This window comes from Sulfurimonas sp. HSL-3221, assembly GCF_021044585.1.
GTDB lineage: Bacteria > Campylobacterota > Campylobacteria > Campylobacterales > Sulfurimonadaceae > Thiomicrolovo > Thiomicrolovo sulfuroxydans.
Window position 1 is genome coordinate 348,865 of record NZ_CP087998.1, and the last position, 22,915, is coordinate 371,779.

General features: G+C 59.6%; 19 protein-coding genes. 3 read left to right on the forward strand and 16 right to left on the reverse strand.

Going from position 1 to position 22,915, the window contains the following annotated elements:
• Positions 1–36 precede the first annotated feature (36 nt).
• Genes LOH54_RS01775 through LOH54_RS01790 form a run of 4 tightly spaced genes read right to left on the reverse strand, consistent with a single transcriptional unit; the run spans position 37 to position 5,701 of the window.
• Positions 37–348, reverse strand: coding sequence for a hypothetical protein (locus LOH54_RS01775; RefSeq protein WP_231020019.1), 312 nt, complete (start codon positions 346–348; stop codon positions 37–39).
• Entirely contained in the window at positions 345–3,497 is a 3,153-nt protein-coding gene (locus LOH54_RS01780) for an efflux RND transporter permease subunit (RefSeq protein ID WP_231020021.1), read from the reverse strand. Before LOH54_RS01780 ends, LOH54_RS01775 begins: the two co-directional genes overlap by 4 nt.
• 3 nt (positions 3,498–3,500) lie before the next feature.
• Positions 3,501–4,505 carry an efflux RND transporter periplasmic adaptor subunit gene (locus LOH54_RS01785; RefSeq protein ID WP_231020023.1) on the reverse strand — a complete coding sequence of 335 codons (1,005 nt, stop codon included), beginning with the start codon at positions 4,503–4,505 and terminating at the stop codon, positions 3,501–3,503.
• Complete coding sequence (locus LOH54_RS01790) at positions 4,502–5,701, reverse strand: TolC family protein (RefSeq protein ID WP_231020025.1); 1,200 nt, start codon at positions 5,699–5,701, stop codon at positions 4,502–4,504. Before LOH54_RS01790 ends, LOH54_RS01785 begins: the two co-directional genes overlap by 4 nt.
• Before the next feature lie 160 nt (positions 5,702–5,861).
• Between LOH54_RS01790 and LOH54_RS01795 the strand changes: the two genes are divergently transcribed.
• Complete coding sequence (locus tag LOH54_RS01795; RefSeq protein ID WP_231020027.1) at positions 5,862–7,013, forward strand: SO_0444 family Cu/Zn efflux transporter; 1,152 nt, start codon at positions 5,862–5,864, stop codon at positions 7,011–7,013.
• A gap of 62 nt (positions 7,014–7,075) precedes the next feature.
• Positions 7,076–8,332, forward strand: a complete 1,257-nt coding sequence (locus tag LOH54_RS01800) for an arsenic transporter (RefSeq protein ID WP_231020028.1) — start codon at positions 7,076–7,078, stop codon at positions 8,330–8,332.
• A gap of 229 nt (positions 8,333–8,561) precedes the next feature.
• Here the strand turns inward: LOH54_RS01800 and LOH54_RS01805 are convergent, their stop codons facing one another.
• From LOH54_RS01805 to LOH54_RS01840, 8 genes are all read right to left on the reverse strand, one after another.
• Complete coding sequence (locus LOH54_RS01805) at positions 8,562–9,410, reverse strand: protoheme IX farnesyltransferase (RefSeq protein ID WP_231020030.1); 849 nt, start codon at positions 9,408–9,410, stop codon at positions 8,562–8,564.
• Positions 9,407–10,765, reverse strand: coding sequence for a cytochrome c oxidase subunit II (gene coxB / locus LOH54_RS01810; protein ID WP_231020032.1), 1,359 nt, complete (start codon positions 10,763–10,765; stop codon positions 9,407–9,409). Before coxB ends, LOH54_RS01805 begins: the two co-directional genes overlap by 4 nt.
• Before the next feature lie 12 nt (positions 10,766–10,777).
• On the reverse strand, positions 10,778–11,059 hold the full coding sequence (locus tag LOH54_RS01815; protein WP_231020034.1) for a cytochrome C oxidase subunit IV family protein: 282 nt from the start codon (positions 11,057–11,059) through the stop codon (positions 10,778–10,780).
• A gap of 1 nt (position 11,060) precedes the next feature.
• Positions 11,061–11,708, reverse strand: coding sequence for a cytochrome c oxidase subunit 3 (locus LOH54_RS01820; RefSeq protein ID WP_231020035.1), 648 nt, complete (start codon positions 11,706–11,708; stop codon positions 11,061–11,063).
• Positions 11,708–13,354 (reverse strand): cytochrome c oxidase subunit I, encoded by a 1,647-nt coding sequence (locus tag LOH54_RS01825; protein WP_231020037.1) that lies wholly within the window; start codon positions 13,352–13,354, stop codon positions 11,708–11,710. The genes LOH54_RS01820 and LOH54_RS01825 overlap by 1 nt, the downstream gene beginning before the upstream one ends.
• Positions 13,347–14,180, reverse strand: a complete 834-nt coding sequence (locus LOH54_RS01830; RefSeq protein WP_231020038.1) for an SCO family protein — start codon at positions 14,178–14,180, stop codon at positions 13,347–13,349. The genes LOH54_RS01825 and LOH54_RS01830 overlap by 8 nt, the downstream gene beginning before the upstream one ends.
• A 245-nt stretch (positions 14,181–14,425) precedes the next feature.
• Positions 14,426–16,546 (reverse strand): RND transporter family protein, encoded by a 2,121-nt coding sequence (locus LOH54_RS01835; protein WP_231020040.1) that lies wholly within the window; start codon positions 16,544–16,546, stop codon positions 14,426–14,428.
• Positions 16,543–17,031 (reverse strand): thioredoxin domain-containing protein, encoded by a 489-nt coding sequence (locus tag LOH54_RS01840; protein WP_231020042.1) that lies wholly within the window; start codon positions 17,029–17,031, stop codon positions 16,543–16,545. The genes LOH54_RS01835 and LOH54_RS01840 overlap by 4 nt, the downstream gene beginning before the upstream one ends.
• Before the next feature lie 131 nt (positions 17,032–17,162).
• Between LOH54_RS01840 and LOH54_RS01845 the strand changes: the two genes are divergently transcribed.
• A complete protein-coding gene (locus tag LOH54_RS01845) occupies positions 17,163–18,158 on the forward strand; it encodes an NAD(P)-binding domain-containing protein (RefSeq protein WP_231020043.1) in 996 nt (331 codons plus the stop codon).
• A 257-nt stretch (positions 18,159–18,415) separates the two neighbouring features.
• Here LOH54_RS01845 and LOH54_RS01850 read toward each other — a convergent pair whose 3' ends face one another.
• From LOH54_RS01850 to LOH54_RS01865, 4 genes are all read right to left on the reverse strand, one after another.
• Entirely contained in the window at positions 18,416–20,068 is a 1,653-nt protein-coding gene (locus LOH54_RS01850; RefSeq protein WP_231020045.1) for a hypothetical protein, read from the reverse strand.
• Positions 20,069–20,330: 262 nt separating this feature from the next.
• Complete coding sequence (gene amrB, locus LOH54_RS01855; protein ID WP_231020047.1) at positions 20,331–21,110, reverse strand: AmmeMemoRadiSam system protein B; 780 nt, start codon at positions 21,108–21,110, stop codon at positions 20,331–20,333.
• The gene (gene amrA, locus LOH54_RS01860; RefSeq protein ID WP_231020049.1) at positions 21,107–21,688 is read right to left on the reverse strand and encodes an AmmeMemoRadiSam system protein A; all 582 of its coding nucleotides are present in this window, start codon (positions 21,686–21,688) and stop codon (positions 21,107–21,109) included. Before amrA ends, amrB begins: the two co-directional genes overlap by 4 nt.
• A gap of 63 nt (positions 21,689–21,751) precedes the next feature.
• On the reverse strand, positions 21,752–22,915 hold the full coding sequence (locus LOH54_RS01865; RefSeq protein WP_231020051.1) for a cation:proton antiporter: 1,164 nt from the start codon (positions 22,913–22,915) through the stop codon (positions 21,752–21,754).

The following is a 22,915-nucleotide window of genomic DNA, read 5'->3' on the forward strand; positions in this document are numbered from 1 at the left end:
CCGCCTGTCCCCTGTTACAATCACTTCGACTGTTTTTTATTTCGACGCGTTGTACTCAAGCGTCAGCTTGCCCGTTTCGGGGTCCCGGACGCAGTCGTAGACCGCTTCGACCGTTTTCGCCTGCGTGACGCACCCCATGCGCGGGTCGGCTGCCGACATCTGGGTAAGGACCGCACGCTGTTTTTTCGCCAGTTCCGAGCTGCCGCTGACCATATTGGCCCCGCATTTACCGGCCCCGCATTTCATGGCACCGGCGGTAGGGGTGTCGGATGCTTTTTTCTGATCGCTGCAGCCTGCGAAGGCGACGAGCGCTGCGAGCAGCGCGGCGGTATAAAGAGTTGGATTCATCTGTTTTCCTTTTGAGTGGTGTGGGCAGTGTCGCCCGGTTGTTTGTTCAAGTGGCGCCGCTCGTACATCTCGTAGAGAATCGGGATGATGAGGAGGCTGAGCAGCGCCGAGGTGACGATCCCGCCGAGCATCGGGGCGGCGATGCGCTGCATCACCTCGCTGCCGACACCGTGGGTGTACATGATGGGGGCGAGGCCGGCGAGGATGGAGAAGACCGTCATCAGCTTGGGGCGGACCCTCTTGACGGCCCCCTCATTGATCGCCGCTTTCAGGGCTTGGGCGTCGAAACGTTCGCCCAGCGCCGCGCGGGAAGCTTCCACGCTGTCGGTGAGGTAGACGATCATGACGATGGCCGTCTCCGCGGCGATCCCCAGCAGGGCGAGGAAACCGACGATGACGGCGATGCTCATGCTGAATCCGAGCATCCAGACGTAGACGACCCCGCCAAGCAGCGCAAAGGGGAGCGTCAGGAAGACGATCAGGGTCGCAACGAGGCGCCGCAGCGAGAGGTAGATGAGCAGTAAAATCACCGCCAGCACCGCCGGGATGATCCAGCGCATCTTCTCCATGGCCGAGGCGAGGTACTCCGCCTGGCCCGCCCACTCCATGTGGTAGCCCGGCGGCAGCGGGAAGTCCGCGAGGGCCTTCAGCGCCGCGTCTTTATAGGCGACGGCGCCTACGCCCGGGCGCGGGGTGATGTAGACATAGGTGACCGGCGTCGCCATTTCGCTCTTGATGACCGAGGCGCTTTCGCGGTAGCGGACGTCGGCGAAGGTACAGAGGGGGACGAATCCCAGCGGCGTCTTGACGGGAAGAGCGCGGATATCGTCGAGGTTCCGCCGTTCATCCTCCTCGAGGCGAAGGGCGACGGGATAGCGTTCGATCCCTTTGTAGAGCGTCGTCACCTTCATGCCGCCGATGGCCGCACGGGTGGTTTCGAGCAGGGCCGTCTTTGCCAGCCCGTAGCGCTGCAGTGCCGTTTCGTTGATATCGATGTCGATATAGTAGCCCGCGGCGGAGCGGTCGGCGAAGACAGACTGGGATTCGGGCAGTGGCATCAGTTTCTGTTCGATATCCCGTGCCAGCCGCTGCAGCGTCGCGGCGTCGCTGCCGTAGAGCTTGATGCCCACGGGGGTGCGGATGCCGCTTAAGAGCATATCGATCCGGCCGCGGATGGGGTAGGTCCAGGAGTTGACAAGCCCGGGAACCTGGAGGGCTGCCTCCATGTCGTTTCGCAGCTGCTCGTAGGTCATCCCTTCCCGCCACTGGGAGGGGTCTTTGAAGGTGATGATCGTCTCCAGCATCCCCAGGGGCGCGGGGTCGGTGGCGGTGTCGGCGCGCCCCCCTTTGCCGAAGACCGTCTCCACCTCGGGGAAGCTCTTGAGGATCTTGTCCGTCTTCTGCGTCAGCGCCTTGCTCTGGTCGATGCTGATCCCGAAGGGTGTCACCGGCATGTACATGAACGTCTGTTCATTGAGCATCGGCATGAACTCCCACTCGAGCTTCTCGTACAGCGGCGCGATGGCGACGAGCAGCGCGAGGGAGGCGGCCAGGACGACGTAGCGCAGCTTCAGCCCCCACGCCAGCAGGGGCTGGTAGAGCCAGAGGAAGAAGCGGTTGATGGGGTTGGCGGTCTCTTCGCGGATGGGGCCGCGGATAAAGGAGACCATCAGCACCGGCACCAGCGTGACGGCGAGAATGGCGCCCGCGGACATGGCGAAGGTTTTGGTGAAGGCCAGCGGGGTAAACAGCAGCCCCTCCTCGCCCGAGAGCGCGAAAATGGGGAGGAAAGAGACGACGACGAGGGCGAGGGCGAAGAAGATGGGGCGTCCCACCTGCTGCGCCGCCGCCACGACCGTCTCGGCGTGTTCGGCCGGTGTGAGCTCGCGGCCCAGCTCCCCGCGCTTTTTACGCAGCCGCTTATGGGCGTTTTCGATCATGACGATGCTCGCGTCCACGACGGTACCGAGCGCAATGGCGATCCCGCCGAGGCTCATGATATTGCTGCCGATGCCGGCGAGCTTCATCAGCCCGAAGGTCGCCCCGATGACGAGCGGCAGCACGAGCAGCACGATGAGCGAAGAGCGCAGGTGCATCAGGAAGAGGCCGATGATGATCACGACGATGATGCTCTCTTCGACGAGGGTGTCGGTCAGGGTTCCGATTGCCTTGTCGATCAGCCCGGAGCGGTCGTAGGTGGTGACGACGTCGACCCCGTCGATGTGCAGGGCGGCCATTTTCGCCTTGATCTGCTGGATGACGCTGTAGACGTCCTCGCCGTAGCGTACCATGACGATTCCGCCGACGACCTCGCCCCGGCCGTTAAGGTCCGCCACCCCCCGGCGGGCGGCGGGCACGACTTCCACCCTCCCCAGCTGCGCAAGGGTGACGGGAATGCCCTCTTTGACGGTGACGACGAGGTTCCGGATGGCATCCAGGTCTTTGAGGTAGCCCTTCGCCTGCACCATCCACTCGAAGCCGTTCTGGATGACGATGCGCCCGCCGGTATCGTTGTTGTTCTGCCGCAGCACCCGCGCGACGTCGCCGACGGAGAGGCCGTAGCGGATCAGGGCGTCGTTGTTGACGGTGAGCTGGAAGGTCGGCACGAAACCGCCCACGGTGGCGACGTCGCTGACGCCGTCGACGCCCATCAGGGCATATTTGAAGTAGTAGTCCTGCAGGGTGCGCAGCTCGGCGAGGCTTTTCGTTTTCGATGTCAGGGCGTACTCATAGACCCAGCCCACCCCCGAGGCGTCCGGCCCCAGGGCGACTTCCATCCCCTCGGGCAGTTTGCTCTGGATGGCGGCAAGCTGCTCCAGGACCCGTGAGCGGGCCCAGTAGAGGTCTGTTCCCTCCTTGAAGATGATGTAGATGAGCGCATTTTCGTAGGTGGAGAAGCCGCGCACGGTGCGGATGTCGGCGATGGAGAGGAACTGCGACACCAGCGGGTAGGTTCCCTGGTCCTCGACGATCTCGGGGCTCTGCCCCTTCCAGGTGACCTGGACGATCACCTGGGGCGGGGAGAGGTCCGGCAGGGCGTCGAGCGGCGTCGTCATCACTGCCCGGTAGGCGCCGAAGATGAGAAAGAGCGTCGCCATAAGGACAAGAAAGCGGTTTTTGACGCTGAAGGCGATAAGGCGTTCGATCATTCCCTACTCCAGTCCGCTGATCTGGGCGTCGGCATCGAGCATAAAGAGGGCGTCGCCGGCGACTTCATCCCCGGCGCTCAACCCGGAAACGACCTCGAAGCGATCCTTGTCAAGGGGTTTGACCTCGATCTTGACGGGTTCGAAAACCCCCTTGAAATCCCCGGCGCGGAAGACGTACCATCCGCCGTTCTTGCGCAGCACTGCCGTGCGGGGAAGGGTGAGCAGCGGCAACGCCGCCGCCGCTGCAGTGACCGTGGCGTACATGCCCGGCAGCAGCTCGCCGTGGGGGTTGTCGACGGCGAGGCGCAGGGTGACCGTGGCCGCCTTGGGGTCGATGTCGGGGTAGAGCGTAAGCTTTTTGGCGGGGTAGGCCCGCTCCACGCCGCTGGCCCTGACGGTGAAATTGTTCAGGGAGGCGAGCCGCGGCAGTTCCTGCTGGTAAAGCGCGGCCTCGACCCAGACACGCTCAAGGTTGACGATGGTAAAGAGCTTCATGCCCGCTTTGAAAGCGGAGCCTTCGACGACGCTCTTTTCAAAAAGCCACCCCGATGCCGGGGCGTGGATCGTGGTGAGGGAGTCGGCTTTCATCCCGGAGCGGACCGCGTCGATCTCGGCGCGGCTGACACCGAGCAGCGTCAGTTTTTTACGAAGGCTGCGCAGCATCTCCGGGCTGGGGCGCGTCGCGTTGAAACGCAGGGCAGTGAGGTAATCCTCCTTCGCCTGGAGCACCTCGGGCGAGTAGACTTCGGCCAGCGCCTCGCCCTTCTTGAGCCGGCGGTAGCGCGTATCGGCGTAGAGCTTCTGGACATAGCCGCCGAACCGTGGCGATACGTCGTACATGCGGGAGTCTTCGGCACGGACATAGCCGTAGTTGGTCTGCGCCCGCGCGGCGCTGGTCTGCTGTACTTTGACCGTTTTGACGGCAAAGAGCTGTTCGACGCTCGGCCGCTCATCGGCACATAGCAGCAGGGGCAGCAGGGCTGCGAGGACTAAGATGTGTTGTCTCATTTGATCTCTCCCGTCAATGCTTTAAGGCGCGCGCCGGCGCGGAGGTAGTCGGCTTTCGCGGCGATGCGCTGTTCGTCGAAACGGAGCTTGCGTTCGAGCAGGTCGAAATAGTTGAAAAGGTCGCTGCCGCTGCGCAGTTTCGCGTCGCTGAGGTCGACCATGTGCTCCACCTGGGGCAGGCTCTCCTCGGTGATGATGCGGTAGGTGCGGTAGGCCTCGGTCAGCGCCGCGTACGCCGTCTCGATCTCGCTGCGCAGCTGCAGGCGGTAGTCGGCGGCCGCCTCCGCCGTTGCCAGCTCCGCCTTCCGTGCCGCCTCGGTGTCGTCGCGCTCTGCGCCGTAAAGGGGGAGCGCCGCGCCGACGGTGACGCTCAGGTAGTCGGGGTGGGCTTCGCGGTAGTAGTAGCCCACCATCACGAAGGGGTCGGCGTTGGCCGAGAGTGTTTTGACCTTCGTCTCCGCCGCCGCGGCCTTTTGGTCGGCTGCTTTGACGCGGTAGATCCGGTTGTTCTCCAGCCGCTGTAGGTAGGTCTCCAGGGGCGGCGGGGGCGCAACCGCTTCATCGGCCTCGACGGCGTCGAAGGGGGCCTGCACGAGGTAGGCCAGTCGCGCTTTTTGCGCCGTGAGCATCGCCGTGAGCTTTTCCCGGCGCACGGCGATGTCGGAGCGGAGCAGCTCGGCGGACATAATCCCCATATGGCGGTCACGCTGGGTGGAGGCGTAGGCGGTGTTGAGGGCGATGTTCTGGTTTGTTAGTTCCAGGTAGTTTTGCAAGACGCCCAGCCGCGCGTTTAGTTCGGCGACGGTGTAGGCCCGCAGACGGATCCGCTTGGCCAGCTCTGCCTGCGCCGCCTCAAAGGAGGCGAAGAGCACGGCTTTCTGTGCCCGTACCTTCTCACCCGCCGCGCCGCGTTTCCCGAACCAGGGGAATTTCTGTTTGAGCGTGACGGAGGTGAACTGCATCGGCTCGAGGGTGCGGTCCATGGGGTCGTCGAACTGGATGTCGTTGATGCCGACGAGCAGCTCCGGGTTGGCGAAGAGGGAACTTTTGTCCTCCAGGGCGTCATAGGCGCCGAGGCGCTGTTCGATTATCTTCAGCGAGTGGTGCTGTGCAAGCGAGCGGTCGATCAGGGTGTCGATCCCCTCGGCCCGGAGCGCGGCGGCAGCGAGCAGCAGGGCTAAGAGCGGACGGAACATCGGTCTCCTTTTGAGTGAATAGGAAATGATACTGCGGCTGTGTGTAAGAAGTGTGCAGGTCAACCTTAGCGCCCGGACATAAAAACGGTAAGCTTGGCGGATAAAAGCGGGTTATAAAACGTTTCGTCGGACAATAGCGTTTTCGCATGAAGGAATAGCAATGGAGTTTCTGCTTCTGTTTTGGGGTGCACTGGTCGACCTGAGCAATGCGATGGCCCCCTATATCATTTTCGGCCTCCTCTTCGCGGGCCTGCTGCACGAACTCGTGCCTGATGCGCTGGTTACGAAGCACCTTGGCAGCGACAACGTGGCTTCCGTCGTCAAGTCGACCCTCTTCGGCATCCCGCTGCCGGTCTGCTCCTGCGGGGTGATCCCGCTGGCGACCTCCATCAAAAAGAGCGGGGCGAGCCACGGGGCGACGCTCAGCTTTCTCATCTCGACGCCCATTACGGGCGTAGACTCCATCCTCGCGACCTACGGGATGTTCGGATGGGCCTTTACCCTCTACCGCGTCTTCACCTCCATGCTGATGGCGATGATTGCCGGGATCCTGACGAACCTGTTCGGTTCGGAGCCTGAACCCGCGTCCACGCCCGCGCCGAAGGCCCCGGCCTTTTCGATGGCCGCACCGCCGAAACAGGCCGCGACCGTCGGCTTCAGCATGGCCGCCCCTGTCAAAGAGGAAGAGAGCTGCTGCAGCTCCGGCTGCGGCTGCGAAACGGAGACGAAAAAGCGCTTTTCGATGGTCGGCGCGCTGCGCTATGCCTTTGTGACCCTGCTAGGCGACATCGCCAAACCGCTCTTCTGGGGGCTCATCGTCGGGGCGCTGATCACCGTGGCGATCCCCGAGGACCTCGGCACGCTCCTCGCCGAAAACAGCTGGCTTTCCTATCTCATCGTTATCGCCGTCGCCGTGCCGATGTACGTTTGCGCGACGGCCTCGCTGCCGATTGCCGCGGGGCTGATGCTCTCTGGGGTGAGCGCCGGGGCGGCCTTCGTCTTCCTGAGCGCGGGCCCCGCGACGAACACCGTCACCATCGGTGTCGTGAAAAAGATGCTGGGAACAAGGGCCCTCGCCATCTACCTGGGCACCATCACCGTGGCCAGCGTCGTTTTCGGGCTCATGCTCGACTGGCTCTTCATCCGTGCCGAGATCGACCCGAAGGCGTTGGTGCACCTGCATGAAGAGGCGGGCATCATTGCCGTCGCGTCGTCGCTGCTGCTTTGGGGGCTGGTGCTCTACTTCCTCGCCAAACCGTGGTTCCGCAAAAAAGAGTCATCGTGCTGTTCGGGGGAGAGCTGCTGCAGCTGAGTCTTGATTAAATCAAGAAAGATTGATATAGTTTCGCCTGATTCAAACCCAAGGATGTTCCCATGCTGACGGCGGCCCTGCTCTTTCTTCTTACCCTTCTTTTCGTCATCTGGCAGCCCAAAGGGCTCCAGATCGGGACGACGGCCGTCATCGGTGCCGTCATTGCCGTCGTCCTCGGCGTCGTCAGCGTCGATGACGTTTGGACGGTGACGGGAATAGTCTGGGATGCGACGCTCGCCTTTATCGGGATCATCCTGCTCTCCCTCGTCCTCGACGAGATCGGCTTCTTCGAGTGGGCGGCGCTGAAGATGGCGAAACTCTCCGGCGGCAGCGGGAACAAGATGTTCGTCTACATCCTGCTGCTCGGCGCCCTGGTGGCGGCCTTCTTCGCCAACGACGGGGCGGCGCTCATTCTCACGCCGATCCTGCTGGCGAAGATGAAGCACCTGCGCATGAACCCCGTCGCCGTGTTCGCATTCCTGATAGCGGGGGGCTTTATCGGCGACAGCGCCTCCAACCCGCTGGTGATCTCCAACCTTACCAACATCGTGACAGCGGGCTATTTCGACCTCGGCTTCTGGGAGTATGCACAGGCGATGTTCCTGCCGAACCTTTTAAGCATTATCGCTTCGATCATTGTGCTCTGGATCTATTTCCGCAAAGATATCCCGCTCAAGGTCGACGTCTCCGAACTCCCCGAACCTTCGTCGGTCATCAAGAATATGACGATGTTTAAGCTCAGTTGGGGTTTTCTCGCCCTGCTGATGGCGGGCTACTTTATCGGCGACCGCTATGACCTCCCTGTTTCCCTCTTCGCCCTGGGGGGGGCGGTTATTTTCCTCTTCATCGCCAACTACTACAAGGCGGTCAAACCCGTTATGACCGTCAAGGCGGCGCCGTGGCAGGTCGTCTGGTTTTCCATAGGCCTCTACGTCGTTGTCTACGGGCTGAAAAACGCGGGGCTGACCGATTACCTGGCCGATGCCGTCACGGCGATGGCGGCGCAGGGAGAGGCGGTGGCGGTCATCGGGACCGGTTTCCTCTCCGCCGGTCTCAGTGCCGTCATGAATAATATGCCCACCATTATGATCATGGACATCGCTATCGCCGACGCGGGACGGGACGCCCTGGCGTACGCGAACATCCTCGGGGCCAACCTGGGGCCGAAGATGACGCCGATCGGCTCGCTGGCGACCCTGCTGTGGCTGCATGTCCTTGCCAATAAAGGTGTGAAAATTGGGTGGGGGGAGTATATGAAAGTCGGCCTTGTTATTACGCCGCCTGTTTTGTTGGCGGCGTTGGTTGGGCTGTTGTTTTAGATGTTTATTGTTCCCTTTCTTCTTTGCTCGCACAAAGAAGAAACCGAACCCGAAAGAAGAAAGTGCGAAAGGCTGCCGCTTTCGGGATATTCCATTCTCTTGTTATCCGCTCGACACGCTAATTTGCGCTTCGGCCTTGACGGAAGAAGCGGATTGCCGCATGCTTCTCTTAACTCTTAACTCTTAACTCTTAACTCTTAACTCTTAACTCTTAACTCTTAACTCTTAACTAGATCGTATCGATACTCATCAGGGTCATTGTGCCCAGCAGGAAGAGGTTGATCCCCCGGAAAAGGGTACTGGCGCGTTCCGCGGTGAGCTGTCGGAAGGGGATGCGTCCGCCCGCGGCGGCCGTGGCGGCGGCCAGTGCTGCCAGCAGTAGAAGGATGGCGGAGCTTCTGATCCCGAAGATCGCCGCGGTGTAGAGGGCGCAGAAGATGGTGAGCATCCACCAGACGCAGAGCACCCGTCGAAACCCGGTCTCGCCGAAGATCTCGACGGCCGTCGGGAAGCCCGCGGCGCGGTAGTCGGCGTCGTGTTTGGCCGCGAGGAGCCAGAAGTGGGGGACCTGCCAGACGAAAAAGAGCAGCCCCAGCGCAAAGAACTCCGGATCGGCGAGGCTCCGCCCTGCGGCGAGCCAGCCGATGGCAGGGGGGATCATCCCCAGCAGGCCTCCCGGTACGACGGCGAAGGCCGAATAGCGTTTGAGGATGGTGTAGACGCCGTTGTACCAGAAAGGGACGAAGAGGAAGAGCAGCAGGCCCGTCGTCTTCAGGGTGGCGGAGATCAGGAGCGTCCCCAGGGCGATCAGCGCCAGTGAGACGGCCAGTGCGGCATCGGGATGGACCCGCCCAGAGGGGATGGGCCGCCGTTTCGTGCGTTTCATCTTGCTGTCGCTCTCCCACTCCTGGTACTGGTTCAGCGCCGAAACGCCCAGGGCGAGGAGCAGCACGGCCAGCGTCGAGGGGAGAAGCGGCGCAAGATCTCTGCCGCCGCCCAGGGCGAAGCCGAAAACGGCGGAGAGCGTCACCGCCGCCGAGAGGCGGAATTTGGTCAGTTCCATCAGTGTGCGAATCATTTGAGCTCCTTCATGTAGGTGACGAGCGCTTCGATCTCCTCAGCGGAGAGCATCTTCCCGAAGGGGGGCATAAGCCCCGGCGCAAAGCCTTCGACGATGTCGGCGTTCGGGGTTTCGACGGAGCTGCGCAGGTACGCTTCGTCGGCCGTTACCTCGCGGTTTTTGCCGTCGGTGACGACCGTCAGCTTGCTGCCATAGAGGCCTTTGAGCGTCGGACCGAGCTTTTTCGAACCGTCGAGACTGTGGCAGGCGCCGCACCCTTTTGCATTGAAGAGGGTCGCCCCGTCAGGGGCGGCAGACGCCTCCTGCGGTGCGGTCGGTTCGGCTTCCGCCGGTGCGGGTGCTGCGGCCGGCTCCATCGTTGGCGCTGCGGCGGGAGCGGCCGTCTCGGGGGCCGCACCGCCGCCGTTTTGCTCTTTGATGAAGGCCACGAGCGCCTTCAGCTGCTCGGCGTCGATCTGGCCGGAGAGGTCGGGCATGACGCCATCCGGGAAGCCCTCGGCCACGTCGGCGCCCGGTGCGCGGATGGCACGTTCGAGGTAGGCGTCGTCGACGACGGTCCGGCGCGTTTTGCCGCCCGTTGTCACGGTGACTTCTTTGCCGAAGAGTCCCGCAAAAGAGGGACCGACGATAACCGAACCGTCGAGGCTGTGGCAGGAGGCGCAACCCAGCGTTTTGTAAAGCATCTCCCCTTTGCTTTTGGGTGCGGCCGTGTCGTGGGGGCTCAGCTTGTCGCTGGCGTACCACGCATCAAAATCCGCCGTCTTCATGACCTCGACTTTCGTGAGCATCTTTGCGTGTCCGACGCCGCAGTACTCGGCACATTCGATGTCATACCTTCCCGGTTTTGTGGCATTGAACCAGATGTGCGTTTTACGCCCGGGAACGACATCCTCCTTGACCCGGAAAGCGGGGACGAAGAAGCTGTGCAGGACGTCGCCGTCGGGCGCACTCATGATCAGCTTAACGTTTTGGCCGACGGGAACGTAGAGTTCGTCGGTCTGTTTGCCGTTGGGATAGGTGAAAGTCCAGGACCAGCGCTTGCCCAGCACGTCGATGGTGAAGGCGTCCTTGGGCATGGTACGCAGGTCCCGGAAGGAGGTGTAGCCGTAGTAGAAGATGACGAAGAGCAGGATCGTCGGGATGACGGTCCAGGCGATTTCCAGCCCCAGGTGGTCGCGAATGTTGCGGATCTCCCCGGGCTCGACACGACTGTGGTGGTAGCGCACGATAAAGAGGAGCATCAGGCCGGCCACGAGGACGAACATGGCGATGGAGATGCCGGTCGTGATCCAGAAGGCCCGGTCCACGTCGGCGGCGTAGGTGGAAACGTCTTGATTGAATCCTTCGAGCATGCCTTCTCCTTTTTATGAGTGGGCCACGTCGATACCGACGATGACGAAAAAGACCAGTAAGATCACGAGAGCCATGCCCACATACCCTTTGAGGTACGCGGTCTCGCTGCGCAGGTGCATGTAGTACGCGGCGACCAGGGCCACCTTCATGGCGGCGATGAGCAGCTGGATGCCAACCGTGCCGCCGACGGCAAGGGGGAGGAGCGAGGGCTGCACGAAGGTCAGCAGCGTCAGCAGCAGCAGGCCGCCCAGCACTTTGGTATAGAGGGCGACGGAGGGGGTGGCGTGTTCCATCTCAGACTCCTATCATGTAAAACAGCGGGAAGAGGATGATCCAGACGAGGTGGACGAAATCCCAGTAGAGCGTCACGTTCTTCATCACGATGGTGTGCTCGGGCCGGATGCCGCCGGAGCGGATCAGCAGGAGCACCCAGCTCATCAGCGCCACGCCGGCGATGACGTGCAGGCCGTGCAGACCCGTCATGACGAAGTAGAGGCCGAAAAAGAGGATCTCGCCTCTGTCCAGGGCGTCAAGTACCCCCGAACCGGGGTAGATGCCCCGGCTGATCTCCATGTTCCACTCGACGGCCTTGATCCCGAGAAAGATAAGGGCCATCAGGGCGGTCGCGCCCACGAGCAGGACCGCGGCGCGGACCCTGCCCCGGCGCAGCATCATCGTACCGAGCCCCATGGTGTAGGTGCTGATGAGCAGGATCATTGTATTGGTGCCGCCCAGCCAGACGTCGAGGTGGCCGGAGGAGGCGACATAGCTCTCCGTGTGGCGGTAGAAGTAGATGGCGAAGAGCAGAAAGAGTGTCCCAAACATCATCGCCTCGGTCATCAAAAAGACCCAGAACCCGAACTTGGCTCCGCCGTAGTCATTGTGAAAGTCGACGACGGGATGGGGCTGTCCCTGTGCGTCGTATGCCATTTCCTGTTGCATCAGCGTATCCTCCGGAAGTTTTCATCGAACTGCACGAGGGGCTCGCCCGCCTCGTACTCATAGGGCTCGAAATCCACGTAAGGGATCTTGGGGAAGTTCTCCAGCGGCGGGGGCGAGGGGATGTGCCACTCCAGTGTCGTCGCGTTCCAGGGGTTTGGACCGGCGTCGCGTCCCGAGCGGAGTCCCCGGTAGAAGGTGTAGACGATCATGACCAGGCCGGATGCTATCAGCAGCGCCCCGACCCCGGAGATCTGGTGGTAGACGGTGAAATCGGGCAGATAATCGAAATAGCGGCGGGGGTTGCCGAAGAAGCCGGCGAGGAACATCGGGAACCAGAGCATATTGAACCCGACGAAGGCGAGCCCGAAGGCGATGCGCCCCAGCCCCTCGTCATAGAGCTTCCCGGTGATCTTCGGGTACCAGTAGTGCAGCCCCCCGATAAACATAAAAATGACCCCGCCGAGAATAGTGTAGTGGAAATGGGCCACGACGTAGTAGGTGTCGTGCAGGTGGATGTCCGGGCCGATGGCGCCCAGGGTCAGGCCCGTCAGCCCGCCGACGGTGAAGTTGATGATACTCCCCAGGATCCAGAGCATCGGCGTGGCGAGGACGATGGAGCCTTTGTACATCGTCGCTACCCAGTCGAAGATCTTTACTCCCGTGGGCACCGCGACGAGGAAGGTGAGAAAGGAGAAGATGACCCGGGCCAGGTCGCTCATGCCCGAGGTGTACATGTGGTGGCCCCAGACGAGGTAGCCGATGCCGGCGATGGAGGCCGAGGAGATGGCGATGGCGTGGTAGCCGAATATGGTGCGGCGGGTGAAGGCGGGCAGCACCTCGGAGACGATGCCGAATCCCGGAAGGATCATCAGGTAGACCGCCGGGTGGGAGTAGATCCAGAAGAGGTGCTCGAAGAGGACCGGATCGCCCCCCTTCGTCGGGTCGAAGATCCCTATTCCCAGGGTGCGTTCAAGGATGACGAGCAGCAGGGTGATGCCCACGACCGGGGTCGCGAGCACCTGGATCCATGCCGTGGCGTAGAGTCCCCAGATAAAGAGCGGCATCTTGAAAAACCCCATGCCGGGGGCGCGCAGCCGGTGGATGGTGACGATGAAATTGAGCCCCGTCAGGATCGACGACAGGCCCAGGATAAAGGCGGCGCTCAGCGTCGAGAGTACATGCGCGTCGGTGCGGATGCTGTAGGGGGCGTAGAAGGTCCAGCCCGTGTCGGCGAACCCGTGCCCCGTGACCAGGGAGGAGATCCCCAGGATTACGCCGAGGACGTAGAACCAAAATGAGATGAGGTTGAGCCGGGGGAAGGAGACGTCGTGTGCGCCCAGCATCAGCGGCAGCAGAAAGTTGCCGAGGGTCGCGGGGATCCCGGGGACGATGAACAGAAAGATCATCGTGACGCCGTGGAAGGTGAAGAGTTCGTTGTAGGTCTGCGGTTCAAGGAACTGGGCCCCGGGCGCGAAAAGCTCCGCGCGCATCGTCAGCGCGGCGCCCACCGCCAGGAAAAAGAGCGTAAACATCAGCGTCATATACATCAGGCCGATGCGCTTGTGGTCGATGCTGAAGATCCACTGCAGGACGGGGTTGCGCAGATGGCCGAACATGGTATGGGTTTCATGATAGAAGCTAGGCATTGTTGTCCTCCATGGAACGCTTTTTTCTGCCGGAGAGCACCAGGTAGAGGAAGAAGCCGGCCAGGATCAACGTCAGGGCGATGGCCCCGAACTTTTCGGCGGCAAAAACGTAGGTTTTGTTCTTCGGGTCGAAGGCGAAGCAGAAGAGGAGCCCCTTGGCGATGGTGGGGCGCACTTTTCCCTGTGAGGCTTCCATCAGGGCCATCTGGATATCAAAGGGGAGCTGCTGGATTCCGTTGAGGTAGCGGGTAATCTTCCCTTGGGGCGAGAGGGCGACGAGCACGGCGGGGTGGACATACTCTTCCATGCCGTTCGGTCCGACCTGTTTTTCGTATTGGAAGCCGACGGCATCGGTCACCTTTCGGATGTTTTCGTCGCTGCCGGTCAGGAAGGTCCAGGCGGCGGGATCGAAGGGACGGGGCATGGAGGCGAGGAGGTTCGCCTTTTTCTTGGCTGCGTCGGCAGGCCCCTCGTCGGGGTTGAAACTGAGGGTGATGATCTTATACTCTTTGCCTTCGGCCAGTTTGACCATCGTGAGGTTTTGGGCGAGGTCGTTGAGCTGGGGGGTGCAGAGGCCGGGACATCCGTAGTAGTTGAGGGTGAGAATGGCCGGTTTGCCGTCCATGACCTCCCCGAGCGTGACACGGTGCCCTTCGTCATCGACAAAGGGGACATCCAGCGGCAGCTGTCCGGCGGGATGTTCGATCATCCCCAGCGTGGGCGGCGTATCGGCGTAGCCTGCCGCGGCACAGAGCAGAATGCATGCGAACCAGTAGAGCGGCAGCGCAATTGGGTAGGTCTTTTTTCGTCGTATGCCGGCGGACATGGGATGGTCTCCTTGTGAACAACGTCGAAATGATGGTCGTGATAGAGGCCTTATAGTCGTCGGCCCGATAAAACTGCTGGATTCCCCTCCGGCATTTTCGGGTAGAAAATGCATGTTTTTGATCCGGAAACCGGAATGGCATTATTCGGATTTCTAATACTATGCTAACGAGAAAAACCAAAAGAAATCTTTGGATTTTTGTCTAGTTTCGGTCCGCCCCGTTTCGTTTCAATCCGAAAGAGGGCTTAGATCGTGCAGTGGTCCTTGTGGATCTCCCTGCTTTTGGGAAAGGGGTCGATGGAGAGGAGGAAAACGGGGAGCAGCAGCAGGTCGGTGGCGAGGGAGAGCGTAATGAGCTCGGCGCCGAACTTGCCGATGTCGCGCAGGCTCGCGATCGACGTCATCATCAGCGACGCGAAGAAGATGACGAGGACGAAGGCGCCGATGACGACGGGGACGGCGCCGTAGAAGAAGGTGATCTCCAGGGCGTGTTTGCGGCTGCGTCCGAAGAAGCGGGCGCGGAAATACTTGAAAGCAAAATGGACTGTCGCATCGGAACCGAGCCCGACGGAGATGGACATCGCGATGAGCATCTCGAGGTTGACGGGGGTGTCGAGCAGTTCCATCGCCAGACCGAACCAGGCGATGGGGATGGCGTTGGTGATAAAGCCGATGTAGATCATCCGTCCCGACCCGAAGATGATCCCCATGATCAGACCGATGATGACGAGGGCCGTAAAGAGCGAGGCGGCCAGCACGACGATCTGCTGCTGTTTGGCGCTGCGCACGAGGGTCTGGACGTCGCTGAAGTGCAGGGGGAGCGCCCGGTAATCGCGCAGGTAGGTCAGCAGCGCCGCCGTATCGACGCCGGGCTCCATGAAGAGCGTGAGTTTGAGCGTCTGTTTTTCGTCGTCGAAGTAGCGCTGGTTGAGGTCATACATGTCGATAAAGAAGAGCGCGCGTAGGATCGCCTGGTCGTCCATTGGTTCGTCGGGGGCTTCGGCCTGGTGAATGAGGCGCAGCAGCGCGGCGACGCTGTCGACCCGGTCAACACTGGCGAAGCGGCCTGTCAGCTCCGAGGCGAAGGTGTCGATCTTGGCCACGGTGGCGGGGTCGATCTCCTCGAACGGTACGGTAAGCACGAGGGTGCGGCCGCTCTGGCCGGGGGAAAGGAGCAGGTCCGCGCGGGTCAGGAAGAGGCTGAGCCCCAGCAGCAGGATACCGATGGTGACGAGGTTGAGCAGTCGCAGGAGTTTGGGATTGTAGTCCAGTTCCCGGCTGACGAAGTAGTAGACGGGACGCGTAAAACGCACGCGGGGGTGGCGCACCCGGAAATAGCTGAGTAGGGCGATCAGCAGCGTCGTGTTGAGCAGCAGGGCGATGAGGGAGGCGCCGATGATGCTGATGCTGAGCATCCGGACGATTTCGTTCTCGGAGAAGAGCAGCGTTCCCAGCCCCACGGCAGTGATAACGGTGGTCCAGAGTGCCGGCGTCACCGTACGGTTGAGGGATTTGAGCAGGGCCCGGTGGGAGTCGTCTCGGTACTGTGTCACGTGCCACCGGTAGTAGAAGTAGAGATAATCCACCAGGGCGATGGCGATGATAATGAGCCCCAGGGCGAGATGCAGTTCGTGCAGTCCGGTGATGAGGTAGACGAGTTCGAAGGTGAAGAGGAGGGTGCCCGAGACGACAACGATCGCGGCGAAGGCGGAGACGTAGTTGTGAAAGATGATCCGGAAAAAGAGTATGACGGCCAGGATGATCAGGCACAGATACAGCAGGGTCTGCCGGTAGCTGAAGCTGCTGTCGGTTTCATCGAGCGTATACCCGAACGGGATGGAGAGCTGTGTCCCGGCCAGCCGTTCGTCCCCGTAGAGGTAGAAATCGAAAGCGCCGAAGTCCTCCGTGACGTAGCGGCGGTAGGCGTCGGGCAGGGCCCGGATAAACGCATACGCCTGGGCGGCATTGAGTTCGGAGAGGGGAAGGGCCTTGATGAGCGACGAACCTTCGGTTGCCTTGTCGTTGTAGATGTAGCGGCTGCTAAAGAGCGAATCGACGTGCCGTACCCCTTTCATCTGTGTCAGCTGCGTATGGAGCGCCGCCAGTTTTGACTTGGTGTCGTCATCGAACCGGTCGACGTAGACCCGCAGATGCTGCACATTCTCGGGCACGATTCCCAGGGCCTTCGTCATGGCAAGCTCCTGCGAACCCCCCAGCCAGAACCGTTCGTCGCTGAGAACAAAACTGAAACGCCCCAGGGCGAGCGTCAGCAGGGCTAGCAGCAGAAAAAGCCCGATCACGGCGGCGCGATTACGGGTGATGAAGGTGACGTAGCGGCTGACTTTGGGGGTCTCTTGGTATCTCATGGCTGCTTCTTTTTGTCGAGGATGAGGTAGGGGCGTTTGTCGACGCCGATCTGCTCCGCTGCCTTCTTGATGCGGGCGACCTTGACGTGGATGATTGGCGGGGTAAGGCGGTTGAGTTTGGGCAGGGGGGCGCGCCTCAGCATATAGTCGAGCATCGCCTCTTTGGGACGGGGGGCGTTGTAGATGGCGTTGATGACGGCCCCGGACTTGAACATGGGATGGGCGTAGAGAAAAAAGTAGTAGTGGTAGCGCCGCTGCATCTTTTCGTTTTCTGTAATCATGCCGACAAAATCCCGCGAATGGGGGCAGCGCGGATCGATAAAGGCGTAGACGTCCGTCGGCCCTTTTCCCAGTTCGATGGCGTCGCCCTTGATGTCAAAGAGAAGGGGCAGCACTTCGCTCAGCGGTTTTTTGATGGTTGCCCCGGCGGCATAGGGGGCGGTGAACAGCAGGACCGAAAGGAGGCTGAACAACAGAAATTTCATGCTTAGTGACGATTATAGTATACCTTCTTCCCATTTGTCTGTATAAATAGAACAAATAGGTGGCAGCGGAGGGGTTTCGTTAACCTAAAGTGCTACAATAATAGGCAATTTAAACGGCTGCAGGAGAGAGTATGGATCAAGTTTACAACCTGGCGATCATCGGGGCGGGCCCCGCCGGAATCGCTGCCGCGGTAGAGAGCTATCTGCTGGGGATGCGCGACATCATCATCCTGGAGAAGGGGCAGAGCCATAACGAGACGATCCGCAAGTACTACAAGGACAACAAGCGCGTTGACAAGGATTGGCAGGGGCAGAAGGTCGAGCTTGACGGCAACATCTATTTTATCGACGGTACAAAAGAGAGCACGCTTGATTTTTTTGATGAGGTGCTGGCGAAGCACTCGGTAAAACTGCAGCCGCAGACGGAGGTGCAGAAAATCGTCAGAGGCGACGACGGCATCTTCGACGTCATGGTCCCCGGCGGCAGCATCCGCGCGCGCTACGTCGTCGTCACCATCGGCCGGATGGGCAAACCGAACAAACCCGATTACAAGATCCCGCCCGCGATCCGCAAACAGGTCAACTACACCCTCGACGATGTCGGTGAGGGCGAGAAGATCCTCGTTGTCGGCGGGGGCGATTCGGCCGTCGAGTACGCCGTCGACCTGGCCGCGAAAAACGACGTAGCCATCTGCTACCGCCGCGCGACGTTCCGCCGGGCCAACCCCACGAATCAGACCGACATCGCCAACGCCATCGCCCACGGCGAGGTGCGCCCTATTCTCAACACGAACATCGAAGGGCTTGAAGAGGATGCGGGCAAAGTGAAAGTCCTCTTCGAAGAGCGCGAGCCGGAGAGTTTCGACCGCGTTATCTACGCCATCGGCGGGACGACGCCGAGCGCCTTCCTTACCGGTTCGGGCATCGGCATCGAAGAGGGGTGCCCGGTCCATGACGAGAACTACGAAAGCGACGTCCCGGGCATCTTTGTCGCCGGGGACATTACCCAGGAACGCGGCGGCTCCATCGCCCTGGGGCTTAACCACGGTTTTTATATCGCGCGGCACATCCTCGACAACGACAAAACGCTGCGGCGCGATGACGATGTCATCAAGCGTCTCGATTAAGGGTCCCTGTAGAAGCTGAAACGAGCAGAAAATGATCCGTTCTCTAGAGGAGAATAAATCCGAAAACGGTATTGGTTGATTGCAAAAGAGGTTATCAAATTACGAGGTGAGAGAAAGAAAGCGTGGTGAGGTAATGAACTCCTAGAGTTAAAACATTCAACGAGACCGGTTTTTCATCTGCTGAACGCTCTTTCTTTCCCGAAGGAAGATGTTTCCGCTTTTGCAGCGGAAACATCTAAGATAGATACCTGATCTGATTATTTAAAATAGAAGCGGGTGTCGATCAGATTCGCTTCCGTAGAGCCTGTGGTCGCGGCTTCATCATAATTGCCCCACAGAAGTTGCTGGTTTGGTGCAGCACCGCGTCTACAGTCAACGCTATCACCTGAACCGCCTGTGCCTCTGATCTCGAGAACCAGGTTTGAAACACCGTCATAGTGGAATGGCTTTTTCAGAGTGATGCCTACCCAGTCACCCGCTTTCACTGCAGGGGTGTTGATCATACCGGAAAAGACAAGGGTTTTATCTGTCATAAGGTTGTCTGCGAAAACACTTGATAAATCCATGGAAGTCGTGTGCGCCATGGTGACGTCGTAATCAAAGCCTGAATCCGCAGGATTGTCGGTGTTGGCTCTACACTCGATACGGTTGATCGTACCTGCAGATCCCAGTTGGTAAGCGCTGTAAAGCTGTTGCATAGAACCTACCGTGGCCCAGAACGGGAAGGCTTGTCCACTATTGCTGGTAGACATGAGAACATTTGTCGTTGCGCCGTTGAAGCGGAATTTGGCATTGTTGACATAGCCGTCTACCGTGCCTGTAGCGGTGTTAATGCCATAAACACGCTGGCTGCCCCCCATATCGACCGCTTCGGCATAGTTCAGACCCCCCTGTCCGATGGACGTTGTGAAATCGACGACAAGGTTGTCTGTCCCGTTATAGTTGAAGCTGCCGTCCAGAGGAATCCATACCCATCCGCCGGCAGGAATGCCGGCCGGGACATGGACGGTGACATCCTGTGCAACGGTTACAAACTTATCGGCGTTGTCGGCAAATGTCGCCGAAAGAACGTTAGATGATGCATGCCCCATTTTAACGGTCATCGTATAGTTCCCTTCAACGGAGAGTTTGTTCAGCCGCAAGGCATAGCCGGTAATGGGACCGGAACCGTTGATATCGGCTGCCATGTACATGTTCTGTAAATGGAGATTTGCTCCTGTCGTCAATGGGTAGGCATGGTCCAGACCCGTGCCGTAGTACTGGGTGTTGTCCCCGCCGCTGAATGCGAATGTCGCTTTCAGCAGAGTCCCATCAAGACCGGTGGCTGTCGGTGAAACGGCGCCAAAATTATAGGCCCTGCGCGGCTCTGGCCTATCACCTCTCTGGGCATAGAGGTTGGCTGAACATGCTGCGCTTCTTTCAAACTCAATGACAAGGTTGTCTTTACCATTATAAGCAAACGGTTCATCAAGCGTGATGTCGAATGCTTCTCCCGCATTGCCGGCCGGGATGGTCAGTGTTCTGTTGTCGAAAACAGTCTGCAGTGAACCATAGCCATTTTCTACGTTGTCAGCGTAGGTGGCTGTCAGGTTCGATTCGCCGCTATGTCCCAACCTGATGGTCATCTGCGGACACGAAATCGCGGCGGGTTCGTCGTAAAAATAGTAAAGAGAGATCTTCTCTATATTACCCGAGCCCTCGATTTCCGAAGCCAGATACAGGTTCTGATACTTTTGATAGGCATCATCATTATTTAGCGGGTACCTATTGCCTGATGTCACGCTGTCAACGACCGTTTTCAGGAAAACCCCTGCCGGTGTTGACGATCCGCCACCGCCGCCACATGCCGTCATGGCCACGATGGCCGCCGCTGATACGGCTGCCGTTAGCATTTTGCTTACCAAATTCATCATGTACTCCTTATATGATTTTGGTCGTGTTTTCATTACCTATTAACCATTCTACACCTTTACATATTGAGATTGCTTAAATAGAAAATAATAGTAAACATTAAGAATAGAAAAATTTTATATCATTAAAATAAATTATTATATATTTATAGGAAAAAGTTTTATGGAAAATAGGGAGAAAAACGGCTAGCGTTGTGTCCATTAGACCGATGGTTTTTGGGGGTAGTACTCTTTAGGCAGCAGCAGAAACGATATTCCGCTGTTAGTAGAACACCGCCGAAGTATACCCGACGACGTTGCTCGTATCCTTCGTAGCCCAGCTGCTGGTGCGGTAGTCGAGGAGTTTGACGTTGAGGTCGTCGTTCTGCGCGGCGATCAGCACCCCCTCCACTCCGATGGCACCGCAGGCTTCGCATCCCGAATGCATCATGGAAGGTTCGCGTTTGTCAATGGCGTTCAGACAGATATTGTCGAGCCTGTTCGCCTCCTCCTCCGTATAGAAGTGGCTCAGATCCGTACTGATGACGACGACGTTCTCTTCGTCTTTGAGCAGATCGGTAATGATGACGCCGAGGGTTTTCGGATCGAAGGCGCCGTAGACCATCTCCACGACCTCAAGTTGTGGGGCATAATGCTTGATAAAAGGCATCTGAACCTCCGTCGAGTGTTCCATGTGCATCGCCGGCTCGAACGCAAGCCCGTAGGTCTCCTTAAGATGCTCGGCATACGCCCTGTCAATGGTCAGCGACCCCAGCGGAGTGGAGAACTCGTCGAAGAGGGAGACGCTCATCCCGTGAAAGGCTACCCGGTGGGACGGTCCGATGACGATGGCGCGTTTGGCGCTGCTGTGGCGCAGCTGCTCGAAGGCCAGGTGCGCAGTGAAGCCGGAGTACATGTACCCCGCGTGGGGGACGATCAGCGCCCGCGGCGTTTCGGGGACGTCGACGTTCCCCATCTCTTCGAACGCTTTGAAAAAGCGCTCGATCTCGGAAGCCTGGGCCGGGTAGAAGGAGCCGGCATGTGCTGTAGTGCGTGCGCTCATAGCACACCTCCTGTTTCAAGCGGGGCATCCTCGAAATGCTCCGCCTGGTAGGTGAAGATCTCGGGATGGTGGTTGAGGACGTCCGTCCCCAGGCCGGCCTTGAGGCCGAGGTGGGCGAAGAAGGCATCGAAATCGGGCAGCTCCTCCCAGACCTGCGGCAGGAAGGTTGCGCTGCGTCCCCCCAGCTGCAAAATGACCCCGTCGACGTTCGGGCGGATCTTGCGCCGGAGGTCTTCAGTATCGTTGTAGGGGAGGTTCTCCGGCACGCTCAACAGCGAAACTTCGACACTGCAGCGGCGGTATTCTCGGTCGGTCAGTGATGAAAAGCGGGGGTCGCTGAAGGCCGCCGATTTGGCGTTGGCAATGACGTCCTCGTAGAGTGAGGAGTGCGGGACGATGGAACCGATACAGCCGCGCAACGCCTTCCCCCCGATTTTGAGGGTGACGAAGGTGGCGCGCGGTTCGTCCAGTTCCGGGAATTGTGCAACCAGTTCGGCTTTATGAAATGGGAAAGGTTCGCCGAACGCCGATGTGATCGCTGCGCGTGCGAGCTGCAGCAGGAGGGTCTGAAGCGTCATAGCCGTCTCCTTCATGCCATATCTGATGATTATAGCACAAAAAATGTTACCAGGTGTAACAGGCTAGCCGTGCAGCTCCTCTGCCGGCATTTGAACGATATGGAGCAGTTTGATGGCGATCATGACGACGATGACTTCGAAGAGCGAAGCCAGGATCAGCGCGTAGTAGTGGAGCTTGTCGATGCTGTTGTTGGTGTAGGCGAGGGTCGTAATGGCGATGAGGAGCGTCAGGGGCATGGCGTGGCTGAGGCCGATGCGCAGGGCGTCGCGCCACCCCATTGCCGGGGCGAAGATCTGTGCGGCGATCAGGCGGATTGCGATCATCAGGAAGGTGACCATCAGGGCTTTGGCAATTAGCCCCTCCATCATCAGTGCACTGAGATCGAACGTTGTGCCGATATAGATGAAAAAGAGGGGTACGAGAAAGCCGAAGCCGAAACTGCCGAGTTTCTCCGGAAGCTCATGTTTATGCTCGAAAAAGGTGGGGATGAACATCCCCGCGATAAAGGCGGCAAAGGCCAGTTCGAGGTCGAGGTAGAGCATGATGGCCACCAGCAGGAAAAGGATGCCGATGGAGAGGCGGACGTCCTGTTCTCGGTTGTCCACGTGGGGCATCAGCATCGTGGCGACTTCGGGAAACCACCAGAAAAAGAGCTGCAGCAGCTTGAACAGCAGCATGATAATCACGATAAAGAGGATGAGCGAACCGATGGTCTTGAACAGTCCGATGCCGTCGCCGTACTCGAGCGCGGCGGAGGAGACGGTCAGGATGGCGATAGAAACGACCTCACCGATCCCGCCGGCGAGCATGGCGAGGCCCAGCCATTCGGCTTTGCCGTACTCCTTGTTGAGGGCTGCGACGAGGCCGACGGAGATGAGCGGCAGCAGGACCATGAAGATGCGGCCGAGATCAAAATACCAGACGGCGATGCCGGAGAGGGCATAGAGGGCCGCGAGGTAGAGGGTGATGCGCCTCAGAACGGTGCGATCCAGACGCCAGAAGGTGCGCAGATTGATCTCCATTCCGGCGAGGAACATGAGAAACAAAAAGCCCACTTCTGCAATGAATTCGAAGAAGTGGCTGCCGTGCAACAGTCCGACGAAACCGAAAAAGGCGCCGAGGATGATCTCGATCGGCGTCGTGGGGATCTTGAAGAGTTTGGCAAGGAAGGGGGAGAAGATGATGATCAGCGCCAGGGTGATAATGAGCGTGATATCATGATCCAT

Coding starts and splice junctions, on each gene's coding strand:
- LOH54_RS01775 (WP_231020019.1), bottom strand. CDS start 348: ATGAATCCAACTCTTTATACCGCCGCGCTGCTCGCAGCGCTCGTCGCC.
- LOH54_RS01780 (WP_231020021.1), bottom strand. CDS start 3,497: ATGATCGAACGCCTTATCGCCTTCAGCGTCAAAAACCGCTTTCTTGTC.
- LOH54_RS01785 (WP_231020023.1), bottom strand. CDS start 4,505: ATGAGACAACACATCTTAGTCCTCGCAGCCCTGCTGCCCCTGCTGCTA.
- LOH54_RS01790 (WP_231020025.1), bottom strand. CDS start 5,701: ATGTTCCGTCCGCTCTTAGCCCTGCTGCTCGCTGCCGCCGCGCTCCGG.
- LOH54_RS01795 (WP_231020027.1), top strand. CDS start 5,862: ATGGAGTTTCTGCTTCTGTTTTGGGGTGCACTGGTCGACCTGAGCAAT.
- LOH54_RS01800 (WP_231020028.1), top strand. CDS start 7,076: ATGCTGACGGCGGCCCTGCTCTTTCTTCTTACCCTTCTTTTCGTCATC.
- LOH54_RS01805 (WP_231020030.1), bottom strand. CDS start 9,410: ATGATTCGCACACTGATGGAACTGACCAAATTCCGCCTCTCGGCGGCG.
- coxB (WP_231020032.1), bottom strand. CDS start 10,765: ATGCTCGAAGGATTCAATCAAGACGTTTCCACCTACGCCGCCGACGTG.
- LOH54_RS01815 (WP_231020034.1), bottom strand. CDS start 11,059: ATGGAACACGCCACCCCCTCCGTCGCCCTCTATACCAAAGTGCTGGGC.
- LOH54_RS01820 (WP_231020035.1), bottom strand. CDS start 11,708: ATGCAACAGGAAATGGCATACGACGCACAGGGACAGCCCCATCCCGTC.
- LOH54_RS01825 (WP_231020037.1), bottom strand. CDS start 13,354: ATGCCTAGCTTCTATCATGAAACCCATACCATGTTCGGCCATCTGCGC.
- LOH54_RS01830 (WP_231020038.1), bottom strand. CDS start 14,180: ATGTCCGCCGGCATACGACGAAAAAAGACCTACCCAATTGCGCTGCCG.
- LOH54_RS01835 (WP_231020040.1), bottom strand. CDS start 16,546: ATGAGATACCAAGAGACCCCCAAAGTCAGCCGCTACGTCACCTTCATC.
- LOH54_RS01840 (WP_231020042.1), bottom strand. CDS start 17,031: ATGAAATTTCTGTTGTTCAGCCTCCTTTCGGTCCTGCTGTTCACCGCC.
- LOH54_RS01845 (WP_231020043.1), top strand. CDS start 17,163: ATGGATCAAGTTTACAACCTGGCGATCATCGGGGCGGGCCCCGCCGGA.
- LOH54_RS01850 (WP_231020045.1), bottom strand. CDS start 20,068: ATGAATTTGGTAAGCAAAATGCTAACGGCAGCCGTATCAGCGGCGGCC.
- amrB (WP_231020047.1), bottom strand. CDS start 21,110: ATGAGCGCACGCACTACAGCACATGCCGGCTCCTTCTACCCGGCCCAG.
- amrA (WP_231020049.1), bottom strand. CDS start 21,688: ATGACGCTTCAGACCCTCCTGCTGCAGCTCGCACGCGCAGCGATCACA.
- LOH54_RS01865 (WP_231020051.1), bottom strand. CDS start 22,915: ATGGATCATGATATCACGCTCATTATCACCCTGGCGCTGATCATCATC.